The organism is Methylobacterium sp. V23 (genome assembly GCF_002917135.1).
GTDB lineage: Bacteria > Pseudomonadota > Alphaproteobacteria > Rhizobiales > Beijerinckiaceae > Methylobacterium.
In genome coordinates this window covers 1-18975 of sequence record NZ_PDHT01000012.1, presented here as the reverse complement: position 1 = coordinate 18975, position 18975 = coordinate 1, and the positions used below count along the sequence as shown (strand labels likewise).

Annotated in this window: 19 protein-coding genes; 10 read left to right on the top strand and 9 right to left on the bottom strand. The window is 66.1% G+C overall.

Annotated features, from left to right (window positions below):
- Window positions 1-149: 149 nt before the first annotated feature.
- The 3 genes from CRT23_RS13030 to CRT23_RS13020 form a co-directional block, all read right to left on the bottom strand.
- Window positions 150-542: a response regulator gene (locus CRT23_RS13030; RefSeq protein WP_103710057.1), complete on the bottom strand. Its 393-nt coding sequence runs from the start codon at window positions 540-542 to the stop codon at window positions 150-152.
- 89 nt (window positions 543-631) lie between these two features.
- Window positions 632-1240, bottom strand: coding sequence for a response regulator FixJ (fixJ, locus tag CRT23_RS13025; RefSeq protein ID WP_103710056.1), 609 nt, complete (start codon window positions 1238-1240; stop codon window positions 632-634).
- Window positions 1230-2780 carry a PAS domain-containing sensor histidine kinase gene (locus CRT23_RS13020; RefSeq protein WP_103710055.1) on the bottom strand — a complete coding sequence of 517 codons (1551 nt, stop codon included), beginning with the start codon at window positions 2778-2780 and terminating at the stop codon, window positions 1230-1232. The genes fixJ and CRT23_RS13020 overlap by 11 nt, the downstream gene beginning before the upstream one ends.
- 299 nt (window positions 2781-3079) lie before the next feature.
- Here CRT23_RS13020 and CRT23_RS13015 point away from each other — a divergent pair, with 299 nt between their 5' ends.
- The gene (locus tag CRT23_RS13015; RefSeq protein ID WP_103710054.1) at window positions 3080-3946 is read left to right on the top strand and encodes a universal stress protein; all 867 of its coding nucleotides are present in this window, start codon (window positions 3080-3082) and stop codon (window positions 3944-3946) included.
- A 260-nt stretch (window positions 3947-4206) separates the two neighbouring features.
- On the opposite strand, the gene CRT23_RS13010 is transcribed toward CRT23_RS13015, so the two are convergent.
- From CRT23_RS13010 to CRT23_RS12995, 4 genes are all read right to left on the bottom strand, one after another.
- Window positions 4207-4599, bottom strand: a complete 393-nt coding sequence (locus CRT23_RS13010; RefSeq protein ID WP_245436187.1) for a BLUF domain-containing protein — start codon at window positions 4597-4599, stop codon at window positions 4207-4209.
- Window positions 4600-4668: 69 nt separating this feature from the next.
- On the bottom strand, window positions 4669-4992 hold the full coding sequence (locus tag CRT23_RS13005) for a cytochrome c (protein ID WP_103710052.1): 324 nt from the start codon (window positions 4990-4992) through the stop codon (window positions 4669-4671).
- A complete protein-coding gene (locus CRT23_RS13000) occupies window positions 4992-5807 on the bottom strand; it encodes a universal stress protein (RefSeq protein ID WP_103710051.1) in 816 nt (271 codons plus the stop codon). The genes CRT23_RS13005 and CRT23_RS13000 overlap by 1 nt, the downstream gene beginning before the upstream one ends.
- 75 nt (window positions 5808-5882) lie before the next feature.
- Window positions 5883-7829 carry a heavy metal translocating P-type ATPase gene (locus tag CRT23_RS12995; RefSeq protein ID WP_103710050.1) on the bottom strand — a complete coding sequence of 649 codons (1947 nt, stop codon included), beginning with the start codon at window positions 7827-7829 and terminating at the stop codon, window positions 5883-5885.
- A 265-nt stretch (window positions 7830-8094) separates the two neighbouring features.
- Here CRT23_RS12995 and CRT23_RS12990 point away from each other — a divergent pair, with 265 nt between their 5' ends.
- From CRT23_RS12990 to CRT23_RS12960, 9 genes are all read left to right on the top strand, one after another.
- Window positions 8095-9537 carry a cytochrome ubiquinol oxidase subunit I gene (locus tag CRT23_RS12990; protein ID WP_103710049.1) on the top strand — a complete coding sequence of 481 codons (1443 nt, stop codon included), beginning with the start codon at window positions 8095-8097 and terminating at the stop codon, window positions 9535-9537.
- Window positions 9538-9542: 5 nt separating this feature from the next.
- Window positions 9543-10556 (top strand): cytochrome d ubiquinol oxidase subunit II, encoded by a 1014-nt coding sequence (cydB, locus tag CRT23_RS12985; protein WP_103710048.1) that lies wholly within the window; start codon window positions 9543-9545, stop codon window positions 10554-10556.
- Between the two features lie 11 nt (window positions 10557-10567).
- A complete protein-coding gene (locus CRT23_RS27810) occupies window positions 10568-10684 on the top strand; it encodes a DUF2474 family protein (protein WP_146056381.1) in 117 nt (38 codons plus the stop codon).
- 582 nt (window positions 10685-11266) lie between these two features.
- Window positions 11267-13234 (top strand): AAA family ATPase, encoded by a 1968-nt coding sequence (locus tag CRT23_RS12980; RefSeq protein ID WP_103710047.1) that lies wholly within the window; start codon window positions 11267-11269, stop codon window positions 13232-13234.
- Window positions 13227-13457 (top strand): hypothetical protein, encoded by a 231-nt coding sequence (locus CRT23_RS12975; RefSeq protein WP_103710046.1) that lies wholly within the window; start codon window positions 13227-13229, stop codon window positions 13455-13457. Before CRT23_RS12980 ends, CRT23_RS12975 begins: the two co-directional genes overlap by 8 nt.
- A complete protein-coding gene (locus tag CRT23_RS27805; protein WP_146056380.1) occupies window positions 13454-13696 on the top strand; it encodes a hypothetical protein in 243 nt (80 codons plus the stop codon). Before CRT23_RS12975 ends, CRT23_RS27805 begins: the two co-directional genes overlap by 4 nt.
- Before the next feature lie 471 nt (window positions 13697-14167).
- Window positions 14168-14494: a hypothetical protein gene (locus tag CRT23_RS12970; RefSeq protein ID WP_103710045.1), complete on the top strand. Its 327-nt coding sequence runs from the start codon at window positions 14168-14170 to the stop codon at window positions 14492-14494.
- A gap of 81 nt (window positions 14495-14575) precedes the next feature.
- A complete protein-coding gene (locus CRT23_RS12965; protein WP_103710044.1) occupies window positions 14576-14986 on the top strand; it encodes a helix-turn-helix domain-containing protein in 411 nt (136 codons plus the stop codon).
- A 90-nt stretch (window positions 14987-15076) separates the two neighbouring features.
- Window positions 15077-16213: a tyrosine-type recombinase/integrase gene (locus CRT23_RS12960; RefSeq protein ID WP_181017342.1), complete on the top strand. Its 1137-nt coding sequence runs from the start codon at window positions 15077-15079 to the stop codon at window positions 16211-16213.
- A 115-nt stretch (window positions 16214-16328) separates the two neighbouring features.
- Here the strand turns inward: CRT23_RS12960 and CRT23_RS12955 are convergent, their stop codons facing one another.
- Window positions 16329-16922, bottom strand: coding sequence for a hypothetical protein (locus tag CRT23_RS12955; RefSeq protein WP_103710042.1), 594 nt, complete (start codon window positions 16920-16922; stop codon window positions 16329-16331).
- Between the two features lie 435 nt (window positions 16923-17357).
- Complete coding sequence (locus tag CRT23_RS12950) at window positions 17358-18800, bottom strand: tyrosine-type recombinase/integrase (protein WP_103710041.1); 1443 nt, start codon at window positions 18798-18800, stop codon at window positions 17358-17360.
- Window positions 18801-18975: the final 175 nt, after the last annotated feature.

The window sequence follows — 18975 nt, the reverse complement described above, 5'->3', positions numbered from 1 at the left end:
ATGCCTTGATCGAGGTCAACGAGTTTGGGTTGCGGCATCCCGGTGGGACGCCCCGGATCTGGATCAAGGCGCTCAAACGGGAACGGGTTGGTCCGCGAGAGCCGCCATGCCCGCGAATTCCCACGGCGGGCTGAAAGTCGAGGCTCCCTTCAGTGAGGGGCTTTAGGCCGCGTGCCGACGGCCTCCGCGGCGAGCATGGGGAGGAGAGGCTCGTAGGCGAGTGGCTTCTCGATCAACGGCAGTCCGAGGCGCTGGGCTCGCCGACGGACCAGGGTGCCGGGATCCCCGGTCATCAGGACGACGGGCGCGCGGACGTCGAGGGCGCGGAGCCGGCGGAACACCTCGATCCCGTCCATCAACGGCATGACGTAGTCGACGACGATGCAGTGCGGTTCTGGGCCGGGGAAGGCGGCCAGCATGCACGCTCCGCTGCCAAAGGTCTTTACGCGATGCCCCTCGCCCTCAAGCAGGAAGCAGAGCGAATGCAGGATCGCGGGATCGTCATCCACGACGTAGATAGGCAATGGGAAGGGTGCCGACATGATGTTCGCCGCGGTGCCCAGGTGCCGGGCGTCTTCTGAGCCAAAAGCGTAGTAGGGAGAGGTTCTCCCTTCCTTGACCTGCCTCAATCTCAGGCCAAACCAGCCAACACAGACCAGCGCACCAGTTCCTGCAGGCTTTCTGCCTGCGTCTTGGCCATGAGCTTGGCCCGATAGATCTCGACGGTCCGCGGGCTGATGTCGAGCGCACGGCCGATGTCCTTGCTGGAGCCGCCCGCGACGAGTTGGTCCATCACCTGCCGCTCGCGCTCGCTTAAGGTAGCGACACGACGGATGAACTCTTGCAGGGTCGGGTCGGCCGCCTCGGACGCTCCGCCCCGGTTGAGTGCGGAACGCAACACCTGCACCAACGCCTCGTCTTCGAAAGGCTTCTCGATGAAGTCGCAGGCCCCGAGCTTCATCGCCTCCACCGCGAGGGGCACGTCACCGTGTCCCGTCATCATCACCACGGGGAGCGTGTGGCCATCCGTCCGAAGACGGCGCAGCAATTCCAGCCCGTCCACGTCGGGCATGCGGATGTCAGTGAGCACGCAGCCGCGGGCAGGCTTCACAAGGGTGGCGAGCAGGCTTGTCCCGGCCTCGTAGAGCGCGACCTGAAATCCGGCTGTGTCGAGCAGGAAGCCGACCGAATCTCGCATCGCCGGGTCATCGTCGACGACATGAACGAGGCTAGCTGCCATTGATCGGGTCTCCCTCGTGGGCGGTTGCCAGGGTCAGGCGGAAGGTCGCCCCGCCGGCCGCGTTGCGCTCGACCGTGAGGCGGCCGCCATGCGCCTCGATGATGGTGCGGCAGATCGAGAGGCCGACGCCCATGCCGCTCGCCTTTGTGGTGACGAAGGGCTGGAACAGCCGGTCGGCGACCTCGTTTGCAATGCCGGGGCCGGTGTCCGACACCGTGATCTCGGCCATCTCCGAGGAGAGCGGATGGGCGCCGACAGCCAACTCCCGTCGTTCGCTGTTCTGCATGGCCTCACGCGCGTTGCGGATGAGGTTGACCAGGACCTGCTGGACCTGCACCCGGTCGGCCAACACGGCTTTCAGGCCTGGGGCTACGCGGACGCGGGCGACCACGCCTTGTTCGCGGGCGCCGACCAGCGCCAGGGCGCTCGCTTCTTCGATGAGCCGCGAGACGGACTCAGGCCGACGCTCAGTCTCGCCTCGGGTGACGAACTCCCTAAGACGACGGATGATCTGGCCGGCGCGTAAGGCCTGCTCGGCGGTCTTGTCGAGAACCTCGACGGTCTTCGCGATTGCCTCGGCATCCGGCTTTGCCAGCAGGCGACGGCAGCCCTTGGTGTAGTTGGCGATGGCCCCAAGCGGCTGGTTCAACTCGTGCGCCAGGGTGGACGCCATCTCGCCCATCGCACTCAGGCGAGACACGTGAACGAGCTCGGACTGCAGCTCCTGAAGCCGGGCCTGGGTCCTCTGGTGCTCGGTGAGGTCGTTGATGAAGCCGGTGAAGAAGACCTGATCGCCCGAGCGCATCTCGCCAATGGCCAGCTCCATCGGAAAGGTCGTGCCGTCGGCGCGAAGGCCTGTGACGACCCGCTTTGTCCCGATGATGCGGCGCTCCCGTGTCCGCCGGTAGTGGTCGAGGTAGCCGTCATGTTCGCCGCGCATTGGTTCCGGCATCAGGATACGGACGTTTTGGCCGCTGACCCCGGCTGCCGTGTAGCCGAAGAGGCGCTCGGCCGCACTGCTGAAGGAACTGATGGTGCCCGCCTCGTCGATGACGACCATGGCCTCGGGCACGGTGTCGAGGATCGAGCGCAGGTGTGCCTCGCGTGCGCGCAGGTCCGCCTCTGCCTGTTTCTGCTCGTGGATGCTGAGGACGACGCCACGGTGCCGCGCCGGTCGGCCATCCGCGCCGATGTCCACCCGCCCGCGCGAGCGCAGCCAGCAGACGTGACCATCCGGCCGCACGACACGGTAGTCGACTTCGTAGCTCCCGCCCTCCCGCAGGGCCCGTTGGATGGCCTCCGCCCTGGCCTGGCGGTCATCCAGGTGCACGAGGGCCTGGGTCGCGGCGAAAGTCGTCAAGTGCCCAGGTGGAACGCCGAAGAGGCGGAGGCAGGTCGGCGAAACCGTGACCCGACCTGTTGGGATGTCCAACGACCAGATACAGATGCCGACCTCGTCGAGGGTCTGACGGAGCTTGTCGACGGTGAGCGTCCCCTCGCCACCCTCTGCAAGAGCCATCGAGTCGATGGTTTCCGTCATCGTTGACCCATCCCGGCGTCTTCCGAGTCAGCGCAGCTGATGCGACCGTTGCAAGACCTCCGTCCGGCTTCCTCGTATGAGTGGTGCTCTGACGATGGGCTTGCATCTTCGCGCTCAGCAAGCCTCACGGGTCCGTGACCGGCAAGCTATTCGGTTTGCACCATCGGCGAAAGTCGGCCGCCGCGGCGAAGCGCTCACCACTTGATGATGGTGTGCAATCGGCCACCGTTTGAGGTGGATCAAGGCTGCGTTGTCGCGAGGGGACGAACAGTGGGGCCGGCACAAACCGGAGACGACCCATGTCGAAGCCCCCCTCATCGCCGCTCGCGGCCATTCGCGACGTCCTCGTCGGCACGACCGTCGAGAACGAGTACGAGGAAGCCTTCAGCGCCATCGGTTACGGACTGACGCTCGCGAAAGCCGCCGGCGCGCACCTGACGGTCCAATCCGCCTCGTGGTGCCTCTCGGGCGACGATGCCTGGCTCGGCGATTTCGATCTCGACGACGACGGGGTTGCACGCATCGACCGGCGCCTCGATGCAATGGCTCGTTCCGTCGCGGACCGTGCGGCCGGGGATGCGGCGCAGGCCGGCGTGCTTTGCACGACGCAAACGCCAAGCCTTCCCTATCCGGACGTCGTTGGCCGGCTGGTGGCTCAGGCAAGCCTACACGACCTGACCATCCTGGATGCGGGACCGCGGACCTACGATCTGGATCGCGAAGTCATCGAGAAAGCCCTCCTAGCGAGCGGCCGGCCGGTCATTGCCGTGCCGCCGGGCCACGACGCTTTCAGGGGTAAGAGCATCATCGTGGCCTGGGACGGCAGCGCGCAGGCGGCGCGGGCGGCCAACGACGCGATGCCGTTCCTGCGCGCGGCGGAGGCCGTCGAGATCGTCTGCGTTGCCGGTACCGAGGAACTCCATACATCGGTGCCGGGCGCCGAGTTCGCGCCCCATCTCGCGCGTCACGGCGTGCACGTCTCGGTGGTCGATGTGCCGGTCGTGGGTGACGTCGCCGAGACGCTTCGCAACCAAGCGAAGATGTTCCACGCCGACATGCTCGTGATGGGAGCCTACGGCCATTCCCGCATCCGGGAGTTCTTCTTCGGCGGGGTGACGCGCTCCCTACTTCGCAGCAGTCCGGCCCCTTTGTTCCTCGTGCATTGAGAAGGGGATAGGGCCATGAACCCGAGGAGACGTTCCGGCTGCCATGCCGTGCGAAGGGTTTCGAGGGTGAACAATCAGCCTCGACCAGGGTCTCGCCGCGAGGGGGAGCGGGACTCGACCCAAGCCAAGCTCCCTGAGCGTTCGTCCTCGGACGACGACTGGATGAAGCCACTGGAGGAAGACGATCTGCGGGCGCTGGAAGCCGCTTGGGGCTTCGTGGAATAAAGCGCGTATGCGGATCAGCCGAAGCGCAGGCTTCTTCAAGGAGAGGTGCGGGCAAATTCCCGCATGAAGTCCTGCAACCGCTTGAGATGTCGGTCTTCGAGTTCGCCGGACCCGCTCGTCGCAAGGGCGCCGATCAGGCTTTCGGCGAAAACCGAGCGGCCCGAATATGCCATGGACCAAATCGGGAATTCTCGTTTGCCGGTTTGCCGGTCTTGAACGACGTCGACATGTTCATGGCGCCGGTCACGGCGGATGCTATCCATGAGCTCATCGACGGCGGCGTGAGATCCCTCCAGGATTTGGGCGAAGCGCGCATCGGTCGCGATAAGCGCGCCGGTGACATGCAGTCGGGCGTTCCTGGCCCTCGCTGCATCCACGATGTCCACGATGTCCGCGTCGGTCGCTCGCCGGCGGCTGACGTAGAGCAAGGATCGCTCCATCGACTTCTTTTCCCTTTGGCCTTCCGACGCTTGCTTGAGGCAGTTGCGGATGGCCCGTCACCGCCTCAGGGTCTTCAGGTAGGCCGTAAGGTCGTCGGCATCCACCGGGTCCAGCCGGAAGTCGGGCATGGCCGGATGACGTCGTTCGACACCCTCGACCAGGATGTCGGCAAGGTCATCGATGGGAAAGCGGCCGGCGAGCGTTCGAAACGTCGGCGCCTCGGGCATCGGGCTTGCGCCCCGAGAACCGACGCCATGGCATCGCGCGCAGGTCGTGCGGGCAAACGCTTCGCCCCGGGATGCCGAACCCTCACGGGCGAAGGCGGCCGAAACGACGAGCGGGAACACCGCAAGCGCTGCGATGATGTGGGGGCGGCGCATCAGTGGCTCATCAGGCAGCAGACGGGTGCCGTCTGCAGGATATCCTGGGTCATGCCGCCGAAGGCCCATTCCCGCAGACGTGAATGGCCGTAGGCCCCCATGACGATGAGATCGGCGTACTCGCGACGTGCGAACCGGATGACATCGCCAGCCTCGCCGCGAAGCGAGGGGTCCAGGACATGGATGGTGACGTTCGCGCCATGTCGCCTGAGATGGTCCGCCACCGCCTCGGTCCCCTGGGACGGTGGCTCGTCTCCCACCGAGACGAGGTAGACATGGTCCGCCTCTCGAAGGAAAGGCATCGCCGCCGGGATGGCCCGTCGTGCCTCAAGGGTGTCCTTCCAGGCGACCACGATGCGGTCGGCGCCCAGGTGCTCGGTATCCCGAGGAACGACCAGGACCGGACGTCCCACCTCCATCAGCAACGGGCCGGGCAGCACCGCCATCGGGCCCGGCACACCGTCGGCCGCGCCATGGCGTCCGACCACCACGAGGTCCGCCGCGCGTGCCTCCCGGGCGAGATTGGCCGTGGGGTGCCCCTCGGCAAAGTGCCAGTTAGTTCGGAGTGCTTCGCCGGCATAGGGCGTGAAAACGTCCCGAACTTGAGCCGCCTCGTCCCGGTACCGGCGTTCCTCGGCGGCGCGCAGGATGCCGTCCTCCTGCATGTTCGTGAAAGCCGGGGGGGCAAGGATCAACCGGGCGGCCACGCCCGTCAGGTCCGCCTCGAACCGTTTCGCGAGCCCGGCGGCGAGCCGGACACGGTCGGCGGCACCTCGGTCCAGGTCCACGGATACCAGGATGTTCGCGTAACCCACGGCCGTCTCCCGAGCCCGCCGAACCCAGCGGAAGGGAACCTTGGGTCGTTCCGGCTCCGCACGCCTTGATCCATCTCAAGGAACCATCCGGGATAAATGGCCCGGCTTCGCGGAAACGTGAGCATCCGATGGGGTGGCGGGGACCGGGCCTCCGAGTGCCCGCATGGCGTTGAGGATGACGGCGACGTCGATGGCCTCCTGCAACAGGGCGCCCTGCAGCGGCGTCAGGTAGCCAAGGGCCGCCGCGACCATGCCGGCGAGCGACAGGCCAAGGCCGACCATCACGCTTTGGAGTGCGATGACTCGGGACCGCTTTGCGATGCCGATGGCATGCGGAAGGGGCGCGAGGCTGTCGACCAGCAGGACGACGTCCGCCGCCTCGGCCGCCGCTGCCGCCCCCCTGGCGCCGAGAGCTACCCCGAGGTCGGCCGCTGCGAGGGCCGGCGCGTCGTTGACGCCATCCCCCACCATCATCACCGGGCCATGCACCCGTTCGTTGGCCACGACCTGCGTTTTCCCCGCCGGATCGAGATCGGCCTCCAGGGCATCGATGGGCAGGCCTGTGATCAGTGCCTGCGCGATGCCGCGCCGGTCACCGGTCGCGAGCACCACGCGCGAGATGCCACACTGGCGCAGGTCCGCGAGCGTCCGTCCGCCGTCCGTTCGCAGCGGGTCGGTAAAGCGCAGGATCGCGGCGGGTTTGCCGTCGACGGCCACCAGGACCGTGGCGGCCACTGCGTCCGCGTTCCGGGTGGCGTCCGTTTCCGGGAAGGGGATGCCGTGCGCCCGCATCAGGCGGGGTCCGCCGACCCGGACAGGCTGCCCCTCCACGAGGCCCGTGACGCCCTCGCCCGGGACTTCGGCCACCTGCGTCGGTTGCGTCAGGGCGAGGCTGCGTGCGAGGGCCGCATCGACCAGCGCACGGGCGGTCGGGTGGCCGGAGGCCTGGTCGAGGGAGGCCGCCAGCCTCAGGACATCCTGCTCCCCGATGGGAGCAAGGAGATCCACGGCTGTCAGTCGCGCTGTCCCGTGGGTGAGCGTACCGGTCTTGTCGACCACCAGCACGCGCACGCGTGCCAGTGTCTCCAGAGCGCCGCCCCCTTTGATGATCACGCCGATGCCGGCCGCTCGCGAGAGGCCGGAAATCAGGGCGATGGGCACCGCGAGGATGAGCGGACAGGGTGTGGCCACGACCAGTACCGCGAGGGCCCGCACGGGATCGCCCGTGGCGGCCCAGGCGCCCCCGGCCAGCATCAGGGTCAGGCCGAGGAAGGCCAAGCCGTAGCGGTCGGCGAGGCGCGCCATCGGGGCTTTCTGGGATCGGGCGGCCTCGACGAGCCGGACGATGCCCGCGTAGGTGCTCTCGGCGGCCCGGCGCTCGGCCATCAGCGTGAACGGCGCACCGACATTGACAGTGCCGCTGAGCACGGCCGCGTTCGCTTCGTACGTGACCGGCAACGCCTCGCCGGTGAGTGTCGCCTGATCGAGGATGGCACGGCCCGCAGCGACGCGGCCGTCGACCGGGAGGACGTCGCCCACGCGAACGAGGATGCGGTCGCCCGGTACCAGCATCGCGATGGGTACCTCCTTCACGGACCCAGATTCCTCGCGAAGGGCGGTGCGTGGCTGGCGGGCGAGCAAAGCCGTCATGGCCCGGCCGGCCCGGCCGGACGCGTAGGCTTCGAGCGATTGGCCACCGGCGTACATGAGGGCGATCACGACGCCGGCCAGCGGCTGGGACAGGGCGAGCGCGCTCCCCATCGAGAGCAGGGCGACCAGGTCGAGCCCGACGTCGCCTCTCGCTAGGTTGGTCACGACCTGGGCCATGAGGACAGCGAGGACCGCCAGCGTGGGAAGCGTCCACGCCCAGGCCGCGATGTCCGGGCGAGCGAGCGCCACGGCTGATATGCCGGCGCAAAGGCCGACTAGCGGCAGGACCGCCAGCCATCCGCGCAGGTTCGGTAACCCGCCGCCGGTAGCTGGTGCTCCCGCCTCCACTGGGTCGATGGCCGTCGTCGTCATTCTCCGGATCGCTTCCGACTGTGGGGGCCTTGGTTTTGCCCCCGGACCGCTCGGGAAGCCTTGCGCTGGATCAACAGGCGATGCCGGAGCCAGCTGATAGGGCCGAAGCCGCACGACGGTGACCGCTGCGTCACCTGGCTGAACCCGTCCCGAAAATCGGGAAGATTTTCCGCTTCATTGATCCAGCGCAAGGTCGCGGTGTCAGGCCCCCGCCATCGTCGGAGGGATCGATCCGGGCGAATGACCCGGACGCCTGGAGACCCCGATGCCTTTCCTGACCTTGCCGAGCGCGGTCGACCTGGCTCGCACCCAGTTCGCCCTGACTGTCGTATGGCACTTCCTATTTCCGGCCTTCACCATCGGCCTGGCGAGTTTCCTCGCCGTCCTGGAGGGCCGCTGGCTGGCCACCGGCAAGGCCGTCTACCTCGACACCTACCGCTACTGGCTCAAGGTCTTCGCGGTGGCCTTCGCCATGGGTGTCGTCTCTGGCCTGGTGATGTCCTACCAGTTCGGCACCAACTGGTCGGTCTTCGCCGACCGGACGGCGCCGATCCTTGGGCCGCTTCTCGGCTACGAGGTGCTGACGGCCTTCTTCCTTGAGGCGGGCTTCCTCGGCGTCATGCTCTTCGGCCTGGAGCGCGTTGGCCCACGCCTTCACTTCCTGGCCACCTGCCTGGTCGCCTTCGGCACCTTGACCTCGGCCTTCTGGATCCTCTCCGCCAATTCCTGGATGCAGACCCCGACCGGGCACGTGCTGGGTGCCGACGGCCGGTTCGCCCCCGCCGACTGGTGGGCGATCATCTTCAATCCATCGTTCCCCTACCGCTTCATCCATACGGTGACCGGCGCCTACCTGACCACGGCGATGATCGTGGGCGCTGTCGGTGCGTGGCACCTCCTGCGCGACCGCACGAACCCTCGCGCCCGGGTGATGTTCTCGATGGCCATGTGGATGGCCGCTGTCGTCGCGCCGGCGCAACTGGTCATCGGAGACCTGCACGGCGCCAACACCTACGAGCACCAGCCCGCCAAGGTCGCGGCGATGGAAGGTCATTTCGAGACCCAGAGCCGGGCCCCCGCCTTTGTATTCGGATGGCCCGACGCCGATGCCGGCGAGACGCGGGGCGCCATCGGCATCCCGGGCTTGGCGAGCCTCTACCTCACGCACGACCTCAACGGCACCGTGAAGGGTCTCAAGGAAATGCCCCGCGCGACCTGGCCGACCAACCTGCCGCTGGTGTTCTGGTCGTTCCGAGTCATGGTCGGGCTCGGCCTGCTCATGATCGCCCTCGGCCTGGCCTCGCTCTGGCTGCGCGCGAAAGGCAGGCTCTACGACACCGCCTGGTTCCAGCGCTTTGCGGTCGCCATGGGGCCTTCGGGTCTGATCGCCGTCACCGCCGGCTGGACCGTCACCGAGACGGGCCGCCAGCCCTACACGGTCTACGGCCTGTTGCGTACCGCCGACAGCGTCTCGCCGGTCGCGGCCCCAGCCGTCGCCGCCTCGCTCGCCGCCTTCGCGGTGGTCTACCTCGCCGTGTTCGGGGCGGGCATCTGGTATCTCCTTCACCTCTTCAACCAGACCCCGCACGTCCATGAGGCCGGCCCCCCGACCGGCGTACCGATCCGGACGGCCGGCATAACCCCGGCGCCGGCGCTCGACGCGCCCCACGATGGTGCGAGCCGTCCCACCCTGCAGCCCGCGGAGTAGTCCCCATGATCCTCGATCTCACCCTCGTCTGGGCGCTGCTCATCGCCACCGCCATCTTCCTCTACGTCGTCATGGACGGCTTCGACCTTGGGGTCGGCATCCTTTTTCCAGCCATCAGAGAGAAGGCCGACCGAGATGTGATGGTGAACACTGTCGCCCCGGTCTGGGACGGCAACGAGACCTGGCTCATCCTCGGCGGCGGCGGTCTGTTCGCCGTGTTCCCCCTGGCCTACGCCACGCTGTTGCCGGCCCTCTACATCCCGTTGACGCTGATGCTGCTCGCCCTGGTGTTCCGTGGCGTTGCGTTCGAGATGCGCTTTCGAAGCGCTTCCCCGCTCGCACAGACCGCCTGGGACCGGTCCTTCTCGGCAGGGAGCTTCGTCGCCGCGTTCTGCCAGGGGATCTGCCTCGGCGCCCTGGTTCAGGGCGTCCGCGTCGAGGGGCGGGCCTACGCCGGAGGGTGGTGGGACTGGCTGTCGCCGTTCTCCCTGTTCACCGGGCTCGCGCTGGTTGCCGGCTACGGGTTGCTCGGGGCGTGCTGGCTGATCTGGAAGACAGAGGGCGAGCTCCAGCTCCGGGCCTATCGCGTCGCACGGGCGTTCGGCTTGGCGACCTTCCTCGCCATTGCCGTTGTGTCCCTGGCGATGCCGTTCCTCAGCCCCGCCTTCCGCGGTCGTTGGCTGACCTGGCCGGCGATGGCCTTCGTCGCCCCGGTCCCGATCCTGGTCGGCCTTCTCGGCTGGCGCCTGCGCGACGCCCTCGACCGGCGTGAGGAGGTCATGCCCTTCCTGTGCGGGCTCGGCTTGTTTCTGCTGTCCTATATCGGGCTTGCCATCAGCCTCTTCCCGCTGATCGTGCCGCCCTCGGTGACGATCTGGGATGCGGCCACGCACCCGAGCAGCCAGCGCTTCCTCCTCGTCGGAACGGTTGTACTGCTGCCGATGATCCTCGGCTACACCGCCTACGTCTACTGGCTGTTCCGGGGGAAGGTCACTTCCGGCGCACCCGGATATCACTGAGGGGGCGTGTCATGACCATTCCCAATTCGGTGCGCCGCATCGGCTGGTTCGTGGCGCTGTGGGCCGGCGGTATTGCCTGCCTCACGGCGGTTGCCCTGCCCCTGCGATGGCTTCTCAAGGTGGTATGATGCTTCCCTGGGCGGTACCTGCACCACCGTCTACCATTCCATTCTGTCCGCATCCGACATCGGCTGCAAAATCATGGATCGGCAGGATCCGCAGTCGAGCGGCTCCGTCTCCGTCATTCAGCCTGCGCGCGTGAGTGACGCTACGCGCACCTGGCGTCGGCGCGCGCATCGGGTAAGGGGTAGGATTACCCTTTACCTTCTACCGCGATGATGTGTCATCCACAGGCATCGCCAAGTCTCTGCGCGGGACGGCTTGCGGAAGGCTGCGTTTAGATTCACTTAGGCTCTTATGTTCGCACGGATGAAACCTGAGGCGAGCCGGACGGGTATCCCCGTGCCGGCCTGCGCCGATTCCTCCTCCCGAGGGTAGTCACGCGGCGTAAGCCTGCGTGCCCGGGAGGCTGCCAAACGGAGCCTTCTCGATGAACCCAGCTACGCGAACCTTCCGAAAATCGGCTGCCATCCCGGCTCGGGCAAACCCCGGCCGTGACCCGTCACGGGCGCGTTCGCGCCTTCCCGACACCCCCCAGGGCTGACCCGCCGCCAGAGTGCGCGGCCGGCTGCCCCTGCGCGGAGGCAGCCATGATTAAGCAACTCAAGAACAAGCACCCCGACGAGATTCCAGCCGACGACTACCTTGGTCTGGGCGATGAAGCGGAAAACCCAAAGGCAACCTCCTGCGGCGGCGTGCTCGCACGCCTGCTGCTGGACGAAGTCCTGTCACCGGAAGTGCGAGCTCGCATCCGTACGGAGCGCGGTATCGCCGTCTTGGTCGAGGCCCCCTCCGCCGCCTGGGTGTCCTACCTACGTGGAGCGCTCGCCGACTTGGCCGCATGGGGCCACATCGAGGTCCGCGACGGCTCCTCCCGATACAAGAGGAAGCCTGAGGATGGTGCCGCTCTCGCCGACGCGGTCGGAGCCGGCCTGCGTGTCGCCGTCGTCTGCCACGCGCCGGAGGCGCACGTCCCGCCCGCCTTCATCGCCACGGCCGACATGCGACTACGGCTCGGTCGCCCCACCGTGTCCCTCGTTGAGGCAGCCATCAAGACGGTGACCGGAGAGGCGCCGAGGGATGTTCCCGCTCAGGTCGACCGGCTGGATCTTTCCGATCTACTGGTGGCCCTCCGGTCCGGTGCAGGGGGCGCCGCGGCCTGCGTGCGGCGCCTGGAAAGGGCTGTGACTTCAGGTGTGAAGTCCTCCACGCCCCTCAGGGACGTTCCACCGATCCATGACCTGCACGGCATGGGTCCTGCCGGTGACTGGTGCAGGCGCCTCGTGGAGGACTTCAGGACGATGCCGGCGGACGCATTCTGGCGTGAGGCAGATCGCTGCTGCGTGATCTCAGGGCCGCCTGGCGTGGGCAAGACCTCGCTCATGCATAGCCTTGCGCTGACCATGAAGCTCGATCTCCTGGAGACCTCAATTTCGAGTTGGTTCGAGGGTTCCTCGTACCTTGATCGGACGCTTGCTGCGCTGGTCGCGGCATTCTCGGGTGCCAGGAGCCAGGGCCGGTCGAGCCGCGGGGTCATCCTGGCCTGTGACGAGCTGGACGCGATGCCGTCGCGTGAAGACGGCGGCGACGAGCGGCACACCTCTTACTGGAAGCCCTTGCAGCAAGCCTATCTCCGAGAAGTAGAGGCCACGGCCGCCGCGGGCGTGCGCGTCATCCTGATCGGCGCCACGAACTACGCAGGCCGGCTTGATCCCGCCATCCTGCGTCCGGGCCGGTTCGGACGCGTGGTTCATGTTCCCAAGCCGGACGCCATCGCGCTCGCCGCCATCCTGCGTCAGCACCTGGGACCCGAACTCCCGGATGCCGACCTGTCTGGCGTCGCCGACGCAGGGCTGGGCTCGACCGGCGCGGACGTCACGGCTTGGGTCAAGGCAGCCCGAAGGGCCGCGCGGATCGCCGGACGACCGGTGATGCTGGCAGACCTCGCGGCCGAGGTCTTGCCCGCCGAGGACCGAAGCGAGGCCGATCTCTGGAGATGCGCCGTTCACGAGGCGGCACATGCCGTCGTGGCTCACGCCGAAGGTTCGGGACGAGTCCAGCGGGTCAGCATCGTTTCCATCGGCAAGCGCGGCGGGGCGACGATGGTGAGCAGCGGCGGAGCCCCGACCCTCGGCAAGGACGGCCTGCAGGCCTTGGTGGTGGCGGCCCTGGCGGGTCGCGCCGGCGAGGCGGAGTTCGGCCTCGGGGCATCGACGGGGTCTCATGACGACCTCGCCCAGGCCACTCGCATCGCCGCCTCGATCAGGGTCTCGTTCGGCTTTGGCGGCACCCTGGTGCATCGCGCCGACATGGACCGGGCCGCATGCCTCTTGGAGCAGGACCGTACCCTGCGCACGGCCGTAGGCCGTGACCTCGACCGTGGCTATGCCGCAGCCCTGGCAAGTGTCCGTGCGAACCGGGATCTGATCGGGGCCCTGGCCACCCTCCTGATGGAGAGACGCGTCGTGGATGGGGCGGACTTCCTGCGTCTCGTCGAGGCCCAGGGAATGGCTCCTGCGCCGGCCGCAGGGATGACGATGGAGGCGAGCCATGGATGAGGCGGTGCTGGCCCTTCTGGGCACCTTCGCGGAGATCGAGCGGGAACTCGGACGCGACGCCTTCGAGGCAGTCGTCGAACGGGCGCGGGTGGCCGTTGCGCACGAGGTCCTGGTCGAGGCCGAACGCAGGGCGCTCAAGGCTCGGCGACGGGCCGAGCCCCCGATCACAGGCGACGGCATCGTCATCCCGTTTCCGGGCTCGGCAAGCGGCGGCCATCCATGACGGCCTGGCATGATCGGCGCCCAGGCGAAAACACGAATCTCGCCAAGGGCATGGGGCAAAACATGAGTTTTTTTGGATTCGGCTGTGGAAAACTTTCGGGGCTGATCGGCGGCCGGGATGACGCGAAAGCCTATTCCCAGGCGACCCAGGGCGTTCAAAACAAAGGATCGAAGGGTCAATCCACGAAGTGCTTGCCAGAGGGCGGGACAAGGATCGTGACCCTTATCCTTCAAGGATGACCAAGGTATTGGCGGCCATTTAACAAGGAATGCAAAGGCAGATCTATTATGTCGTTGATGAATAAGGGAAAATTGGCCGCGACGCTGGCGTAGGTGGCCATCCAAGGGCCGTAAATCCGTGGACTCGCGTTCGGCGCCAGATCGAGTCAGTCATGGATCACCGAGCGGGGGGCAACGCCTCAGCCGCTCCGGAAGAAAGCAGGCGGGACCTCGGCCCCGCAGGCAAGAGAAAGCCCCAGCGATGTGGCGTCGCCAGGGCTCTCAAGAACGTTCGGCCAGTCCCTAACCAGGCAGCACCGGACCATCCGCGTAACCCGAAGGCGCCGAGAGGCGACCCAAGGAGTGACGTGGACGCTAAGCGATCGTCCGGCGGCCGTCAAACCGGCTGCCGGACGGCACCGACGGTCGGGGTGCCCTGCACGGGCGCCACCCGATCCATCAGCGCAACGCCGTCCTCAAGGAAACCGTAACATGTCCAAGACCACCAGGCGCGCCCGCATCGGCGGGCGCGAGAGAGCCGACGCGTGCCTGCAGCTGTCGCTGCCGTTCACGGATCATGTGACGACCGACGACCGGAAGCCCTCCGTTTTCCGGCGCGGGGGCGACCCGCAATACCGGATGCTGTTCACCGTGGCAGGGCGGCGGTACTTCGGCCCCACCCACACCAAGGACCGCAGGGCCGCCATGGCCTTCGCCCGCGCGGCGCATGCCGATGTCGTCAGGGCCCGGGCGCAGATGAAGCTCGCGAAGTGCGTGGCGTACGGGCACCCGACCGTGCAGCCAGCGACGAACGCCTGACATCCTCGGCGGGCCGGACGGTCCCTCACCGGGCGGCACGCCTGGCCCGCCTACGCGAACCCAGCCAAAAGGAACACTTAGATGCATGACCTGAACAGGCGTGCGCCGATGTCGGCGCGCGAGCGGGCCGACCTGTGCCCGAACAAGCTTATCTCGTCCCCCGGCGGCGATGTCTCCTTCCACTTCGACCGGGCCTTCACCCTCGCCGAGGTCTCCGAGCGGCTCGGCATCAGCCTCCGCCAGGTCCAGGCCCACATCGACGACGGCAACCTCGTCGCGGTCAACGTCGGCCGCGGCAGGGACCGTCGGGACCTGCGGATCCTCGACGAGGACCTGGAGGGCTTCGCCAGGCGGAGAAAGACCGGCGTTAGCACGGCCGCGTTCGTGCCGCCCAAGGCGGCGCCGCACAGAAAGGCCGATCCCGAGCCGGTTGGCTATGCCGCCAGGCGTGCCGCCCGCCTCGCGGCGAAGCGAGGCCTCTCCGAGAACTAAGGGATGCGACCGCGGGGCGCTGCGCTCCGTCCTCCCCCTGCAGGCTCGCATGACGAGGCGAGCTCTCACAGCACACAAGGGAATTCTACAATGGCTGAGCGTTTCAACATTTGGAAGCCGAAGACGTCGAAGTTCTTCTACTGTCGCTTCACCGTCGGCGGCCACATCTTCCGCGGGTCCACGAAGAAGACCAGCCGTGCGGAGGCCATTGCCTTCGTGAAGGAATGGAAGCGGATCGAGGTCCGCAAGTACGAAGACACTGATGGGTCCGCGGGTGCCAACCTGACCCTGCTGCCCGCCGTCGAAAGGTACGTGCAGGAGTTCACGGGGACCGCCAAGCGGCTCGCCGTGCTGGAGAGACAGCTGGACTGGCTGGTGGACGAGATTGGCCCGGGAACCAGGCTCGTCGACATCGACAATAACCTCGTGGCCAAGCTGTGTGCCCGTCGGGCGGGCATGTACCGGTATGGCCGGGCGTCGGCCGGCAAGGTGTCGAGCTGCACCGTGGGGCATGAGGTCGTGACGCCGCTTAGCGGCGTCATGTGGCGCGCCAAGCGGATGTGGGGGGTGAGTCTGCCCCATATGCCGGACTTCGGCATGCACGTGAAGCGGCCGGATCCGAGGGAGCGCGAGCTCTCTCTCCAGGAGGAGTTCAGGATCATGAGGTTTGCCGGTGACTACAGGGACATCCTGGAGTTTGCCCTGCTGAGCGGCCTCCGCCGTGCCGAGTTGCCCATCAAGTGGAACAATGTGCTGTGGGAGCTCAATCGGATCAGGGTCAAGGTCAAGGGCGGCATGACCCACGAGGTGCTGATTACCCCTGGTATCCGTCGCCTCTTGGAAGCGAACCGCGGCAGGCATGACACACACGTGTTCACCGTGCGAAAGGAAGGCCTGCGGTACGGCGAGAACCTGCCGGAGCGCCCGGCCGGATCCGGCATCCCTATCGAGGACGAGATGCTCTTCAGCGCGTTCCGTCACTTCCGCCGGAAGTCGGGGGTGACGAACCTGACCATCCACGATCTGCGGCGGACCGCTGGGTCGAGGAAGTACCGCTCCACGGGTGACATTGGCTTGGTCGCGCAGTTCCTTGGGCACAGGGACATCAAGATCACTCGCAAGCACTACGTTCATATCAAGCTTAACGACGTGAGTAACCGCATCATCGCCGCCGAGGCGCTGGAATTGGCTACGAGGGATCGGGTCCGCGAGCAACTCGCTGAATAAACCACACGCCAAGCTCGAATATGAGGCCACCCCCAGGGTGGCCTTTTTTGTTTGACGGCGCTTATTCTCGGCCGTTGATGCCCCGATGTGCCGCCTGATCCAGTTCCTCAGGCGTTCACCTGGGCACGATCTCGGAATAGCTTCGAGGTAGCCACCGCCAGGTGTTTCGATCTAGTTCATGGAACTGGCCTTGGAAGACGGTGAAGATGCGTTCACCAGGAAAGTCTCCGGCAACTGCGTCGAGCCCGTAAGGCAGTTCACCGTTGCCGGGAACGAACACCGCCGGACCGGTGAAGCTGAAGATTCCGAGAGATCTCGGGTGAGAGAGATACCATTCGTTGTGGCCACCGGCGCGGCCCATCATACTTTGCTCGCAGGTTGCTACGCTCGCGACCGAACCCATCCCTGAACTCCCGTCCCGCCCGTTGCTGCCAGCATCCGAGCTGTGAACCGTGATGATTTGGCTGAGCGGCTGCAGGTCGACGACAATCCCGACGCTGCCACACGCGGCCGCCTTGCTGGGATCAGCCAGGTGTGTGGGGCCGACATCGGTACTGACGACCGTCGAGTAGCACATCTCCCATTGGAGATTGGCGAGGGCATCGTGCAAGTCTCGCGGATACCCGCTTTCGTGCCGGGACATCGGTGTGTTGAAGTGGACGAGCAAGGCCTCTCGCCGCCGCAGCACGTCGCGAACATCGTCAATCATGGTCAGCCTCATCCAACCGGTAGCTACGCCCGCCGCAGTTGGCCAAGCCAAACGCCATCCCGCACTGGCCTCGCAGGTTTGACGAATGTTTGACGATGTACCTTCCGACACGCTCCGAATGGTGCAGATCCGGTGCTAACGGAATAGAGGTGGTAGACACTGGCCCTGTCTGCACGACATAAAATTCGAACATCATATCAATGGTTTAGTAGGGCGGAGGGGGGGGTCACTTCGATCTATCGCAAGGCGGATCAAACACCGTGAGGATTTGCGAAGCCAGTAATTAGGCCCTCAATTTCTCAAGTTAGAACAATGACTTGCCAAAAAGTTTGACGATTTGTTTGAGCCTTTCCGTGCCGTTTGATTCTGTTTTGTTCTACTGCGGCCTTCGCCGGCGCAAATAGGGATGGTTGTGCGAATCGACTGCACGGCCGATCAGACGGTGGCAATCTTCCGACGACGTGGGGTCAGGGCCTGTGTCTCGCGAACCGGGCTGCCATCGAGCGGCGGCAGCATGACCTTGGCCACCGCGGCCTCAGCTGCCTTCATGTCTGGCCCTTCGCTGTAACGACCCAGCGTCAAACCGGATCGCTTATGACCGACGATGGCGGCGATGAGGTCGCCTGACGAGCCCGCGCGCTCTGCCTTGGTGATGAACCAGCGCCGAAACGAATGAAAATTGACCAGGCTTCGACGCTTGCCCAACACTTCGTCGCTGACCCCGACGGTCTTCCGATAGCGGGTGAAGTGCTTCGAATACGTGGACGAACGCTCCCGGAGTGATTTCGGGTTCTTTGGGCCAGGCCATTCCGGGAAGAACTCATCCTCGGGTCTATGTCTGTTCGCCCTTCGCGCCACGATCTCGCGCAGGTCGGGATGGATCGGAACGTCCCTGGCCCTACCCTCCTTCTTCTGCGGCTTGAACGTGAACCACCCGTCGGCGCTGTCGCCGACGCGCAGGTCGATCACCGCGTCGAGCCGAGCGCCAGTCAAGGCCGCGACCATCATGACGTCGAGCATGGCAGGGTCCTGGGTGCCCATTAGCAGCCTCTGAACCTCCGTATCCGTAAATGCCCTCTCTTCCTCTCCGTGGACCACTGATGGCCTTGGTAGAGCCAGCCCCTGGAATGGGTTCGTCTTCACCTTCATCCGGAGAAGCATCCACTTCCAGAAATGGCCCAGGCGCCCGAGGTACTTGGCGTTGGTCGCCCAGCTTAGGCCGGTGAACCTGGGCATTTCATCCATGAAGCGGACGGCGGTGAGCTGGTCGATGTTCTCCAGGTAGGGCGGGATGTCCTTCTGGTGGCACCAGTCCAGGAGGATCTTTAGAGCCCTCGGGTCGTCCGTCTTGGACCGGTCCTTGATTACGAGCGTCTGCATGTACGCGTCATGGTGGAGCGTGATCGGGGTCGCGGTACCATGCACGACCGACGAAAACAGCGCGGCCGCCTCCTTCGCCTCCGGGCTGGGCAGGTCGACCTCGACCCAGCCCTCCTCCTCGTCGAAATAGCGGATGGTACGCGCGTTCGTCATCTCGATCTCCGCGCGGCGCTCGGCGATGTCCTTGGAGTAGAAGTCATAGGCGTTGTCGCCGGGCTTCCCCGCCGTCGCGAGCGTCTGGGCCCAGCCTACCGCCTCCTGAAGAACGGAACCCTTGTTGCCGCCCTGGACCTCCCATGCCTTCGCGATCCGGGCGTGGAAGTCCCTGACGATGGGCACCTTCAGGACGTTGGCCGAGAGGAGCGACTTCGTCCCGAGCGCCTTCTTCAGGCGTTTTCCCAGATGCTGATGCAGGGGCGCCGGCACCCCCATCGAGACACGATAGTAGCTGTCGTGCAGTTCGAGATAGGCGTTCTTGGGATCAGGCTTACGTGGCATGAAGAAATCACCGCGGCAGGGGCATTTGTCCCCGATTTGTCCCCGGGGTTTGGCCCCGCAAGCCGCAGCTATTCAGATACTTAGATGGTTAACAACGGGTTAGGGTTCCGCGATGGACATTCCCTCCGTCTCCGCCAGATACCCTTAAACCGCTGATATAGCTGGTTTTTTCCTC

Bases quoted from the DNA above. Each gene is read 5' to 3' on its own strand.
- CRT23_RS12970 (WP_103710045.1), top strand. From the start codon at position 14,168: ATGTCCAAGACCACCAGGCGCGCCCGCATCGGCGGGCGCGAGAGAGCC.
- CRT23_RS13005 (WP_103710052.1), bottom strand. From the start codon at position 4,992: ATGCGCCGCCCCCACATCATCGCAGCGCTTGCGGTGTTCCCGCTCGTC.
- CRT23_RS13030 (WP_103710057.1), bottom strand. From the start codon at position 542: ATGTCGGCACCCTTCCCATTGCCTATCTACGTCGTGGATGACGATCCC.
- CRT23_RS27810 (WP_146056381.1), top strand. From the start codon at position 10,568: ATGACCATTCCCAATTCGGTGCGCCGCATCGGCTGGTTCGTGGCGCTG.
- CRT23_RS12990 (WP_103710049.1), top strand. From the start codon at position 8,095: ATGCCTTTCCTGACCTTGCCGAGCGCGGTCGACCTGGCTCGCACCCAG.
- CRT23_RS13015 (WP_103710054.1), top strand. From the start codon at position 3,080: ATGTCGAAGCCCCCCTCATCGCCGCTCGCGGCCATTCGCGACGTCCTC.
- CRT23_RS12980 (WP_103710047.1), top strand. From the start codon at position 11,267: ATGATTAAGCAACTCAAGAACAAGCACCCCGACGAGATTCCAGCCGAC.
- CRT23_RS12995 (WP_103710050.1), bottom strand. From the start codon at position 7,829: ATGACGACGACGGCCATCGACCCAGTGGAGGCGGGAGCACCAGCTACC.
- CRT23_RS12975 (WP_103710046.1), top strand. From the start codon at position 13,227: ATGGATGAGGCGGTGCTGGCCCTTCTGGGCACCTTCGCGGAGATCGAG.
- CRT23_RS12955 (WP_103710042.1), bottom strand. From the start codon at position 16,922: ATGATTGACGATGTTCGCGACGTGCTGCGGCGGCGAGAGGCCTTGCTC.
- fixJ (WP_103710056.1), bottom strand. From the start codon at position 1,240: ATGGCAGCTAGCCTCGTTCATGTCGTCGACGATGACCCGGCGATGCGA.
- CRT23_RS12950 (WP_103710041.1), bottom strand. From the start codon at position 18,800: ATGCCACGTAAGCCTGATCCCAAGAACGCCTATCTCGAACTGCACGAC.
- CRT23_RS12965 (WP_103710044.1), top strand. From the start codon at position 14,576: ATGCATGACCTGAACAGGCGTGCGCCGATGTCGGCGCGCGAGCGGGCC.
- cydB (WP_103710048.1), top strand. From the start codon at position 9,543: ATGATCCTCGATCTCACCCTCGTCTGGGCGCTGCTCATCGCCACCGCC.
- CRT23_RS12960 (WP_181017342.1), top strand. From the start codon at position 15,077: ATGGCTGAGCGTTTCAACATTTGGAAGCCGAAGACGTCGAAGTTCTTC.
- CRT23_RS13020 (WP_103710055.1), bottom strand. From the start codon at position 2,780: ATGACGGAAACCATCGACTCGATGGCTCTTGCAGAGGGTGGCGAGGGG.
- CRT23_RS27805 (WP_146056380.1), top strand. From the start codon at position 13,454: ATGACGGCCTGGCATGATCGGCGCCCAGGCGAAAACACGAATCTCGCC.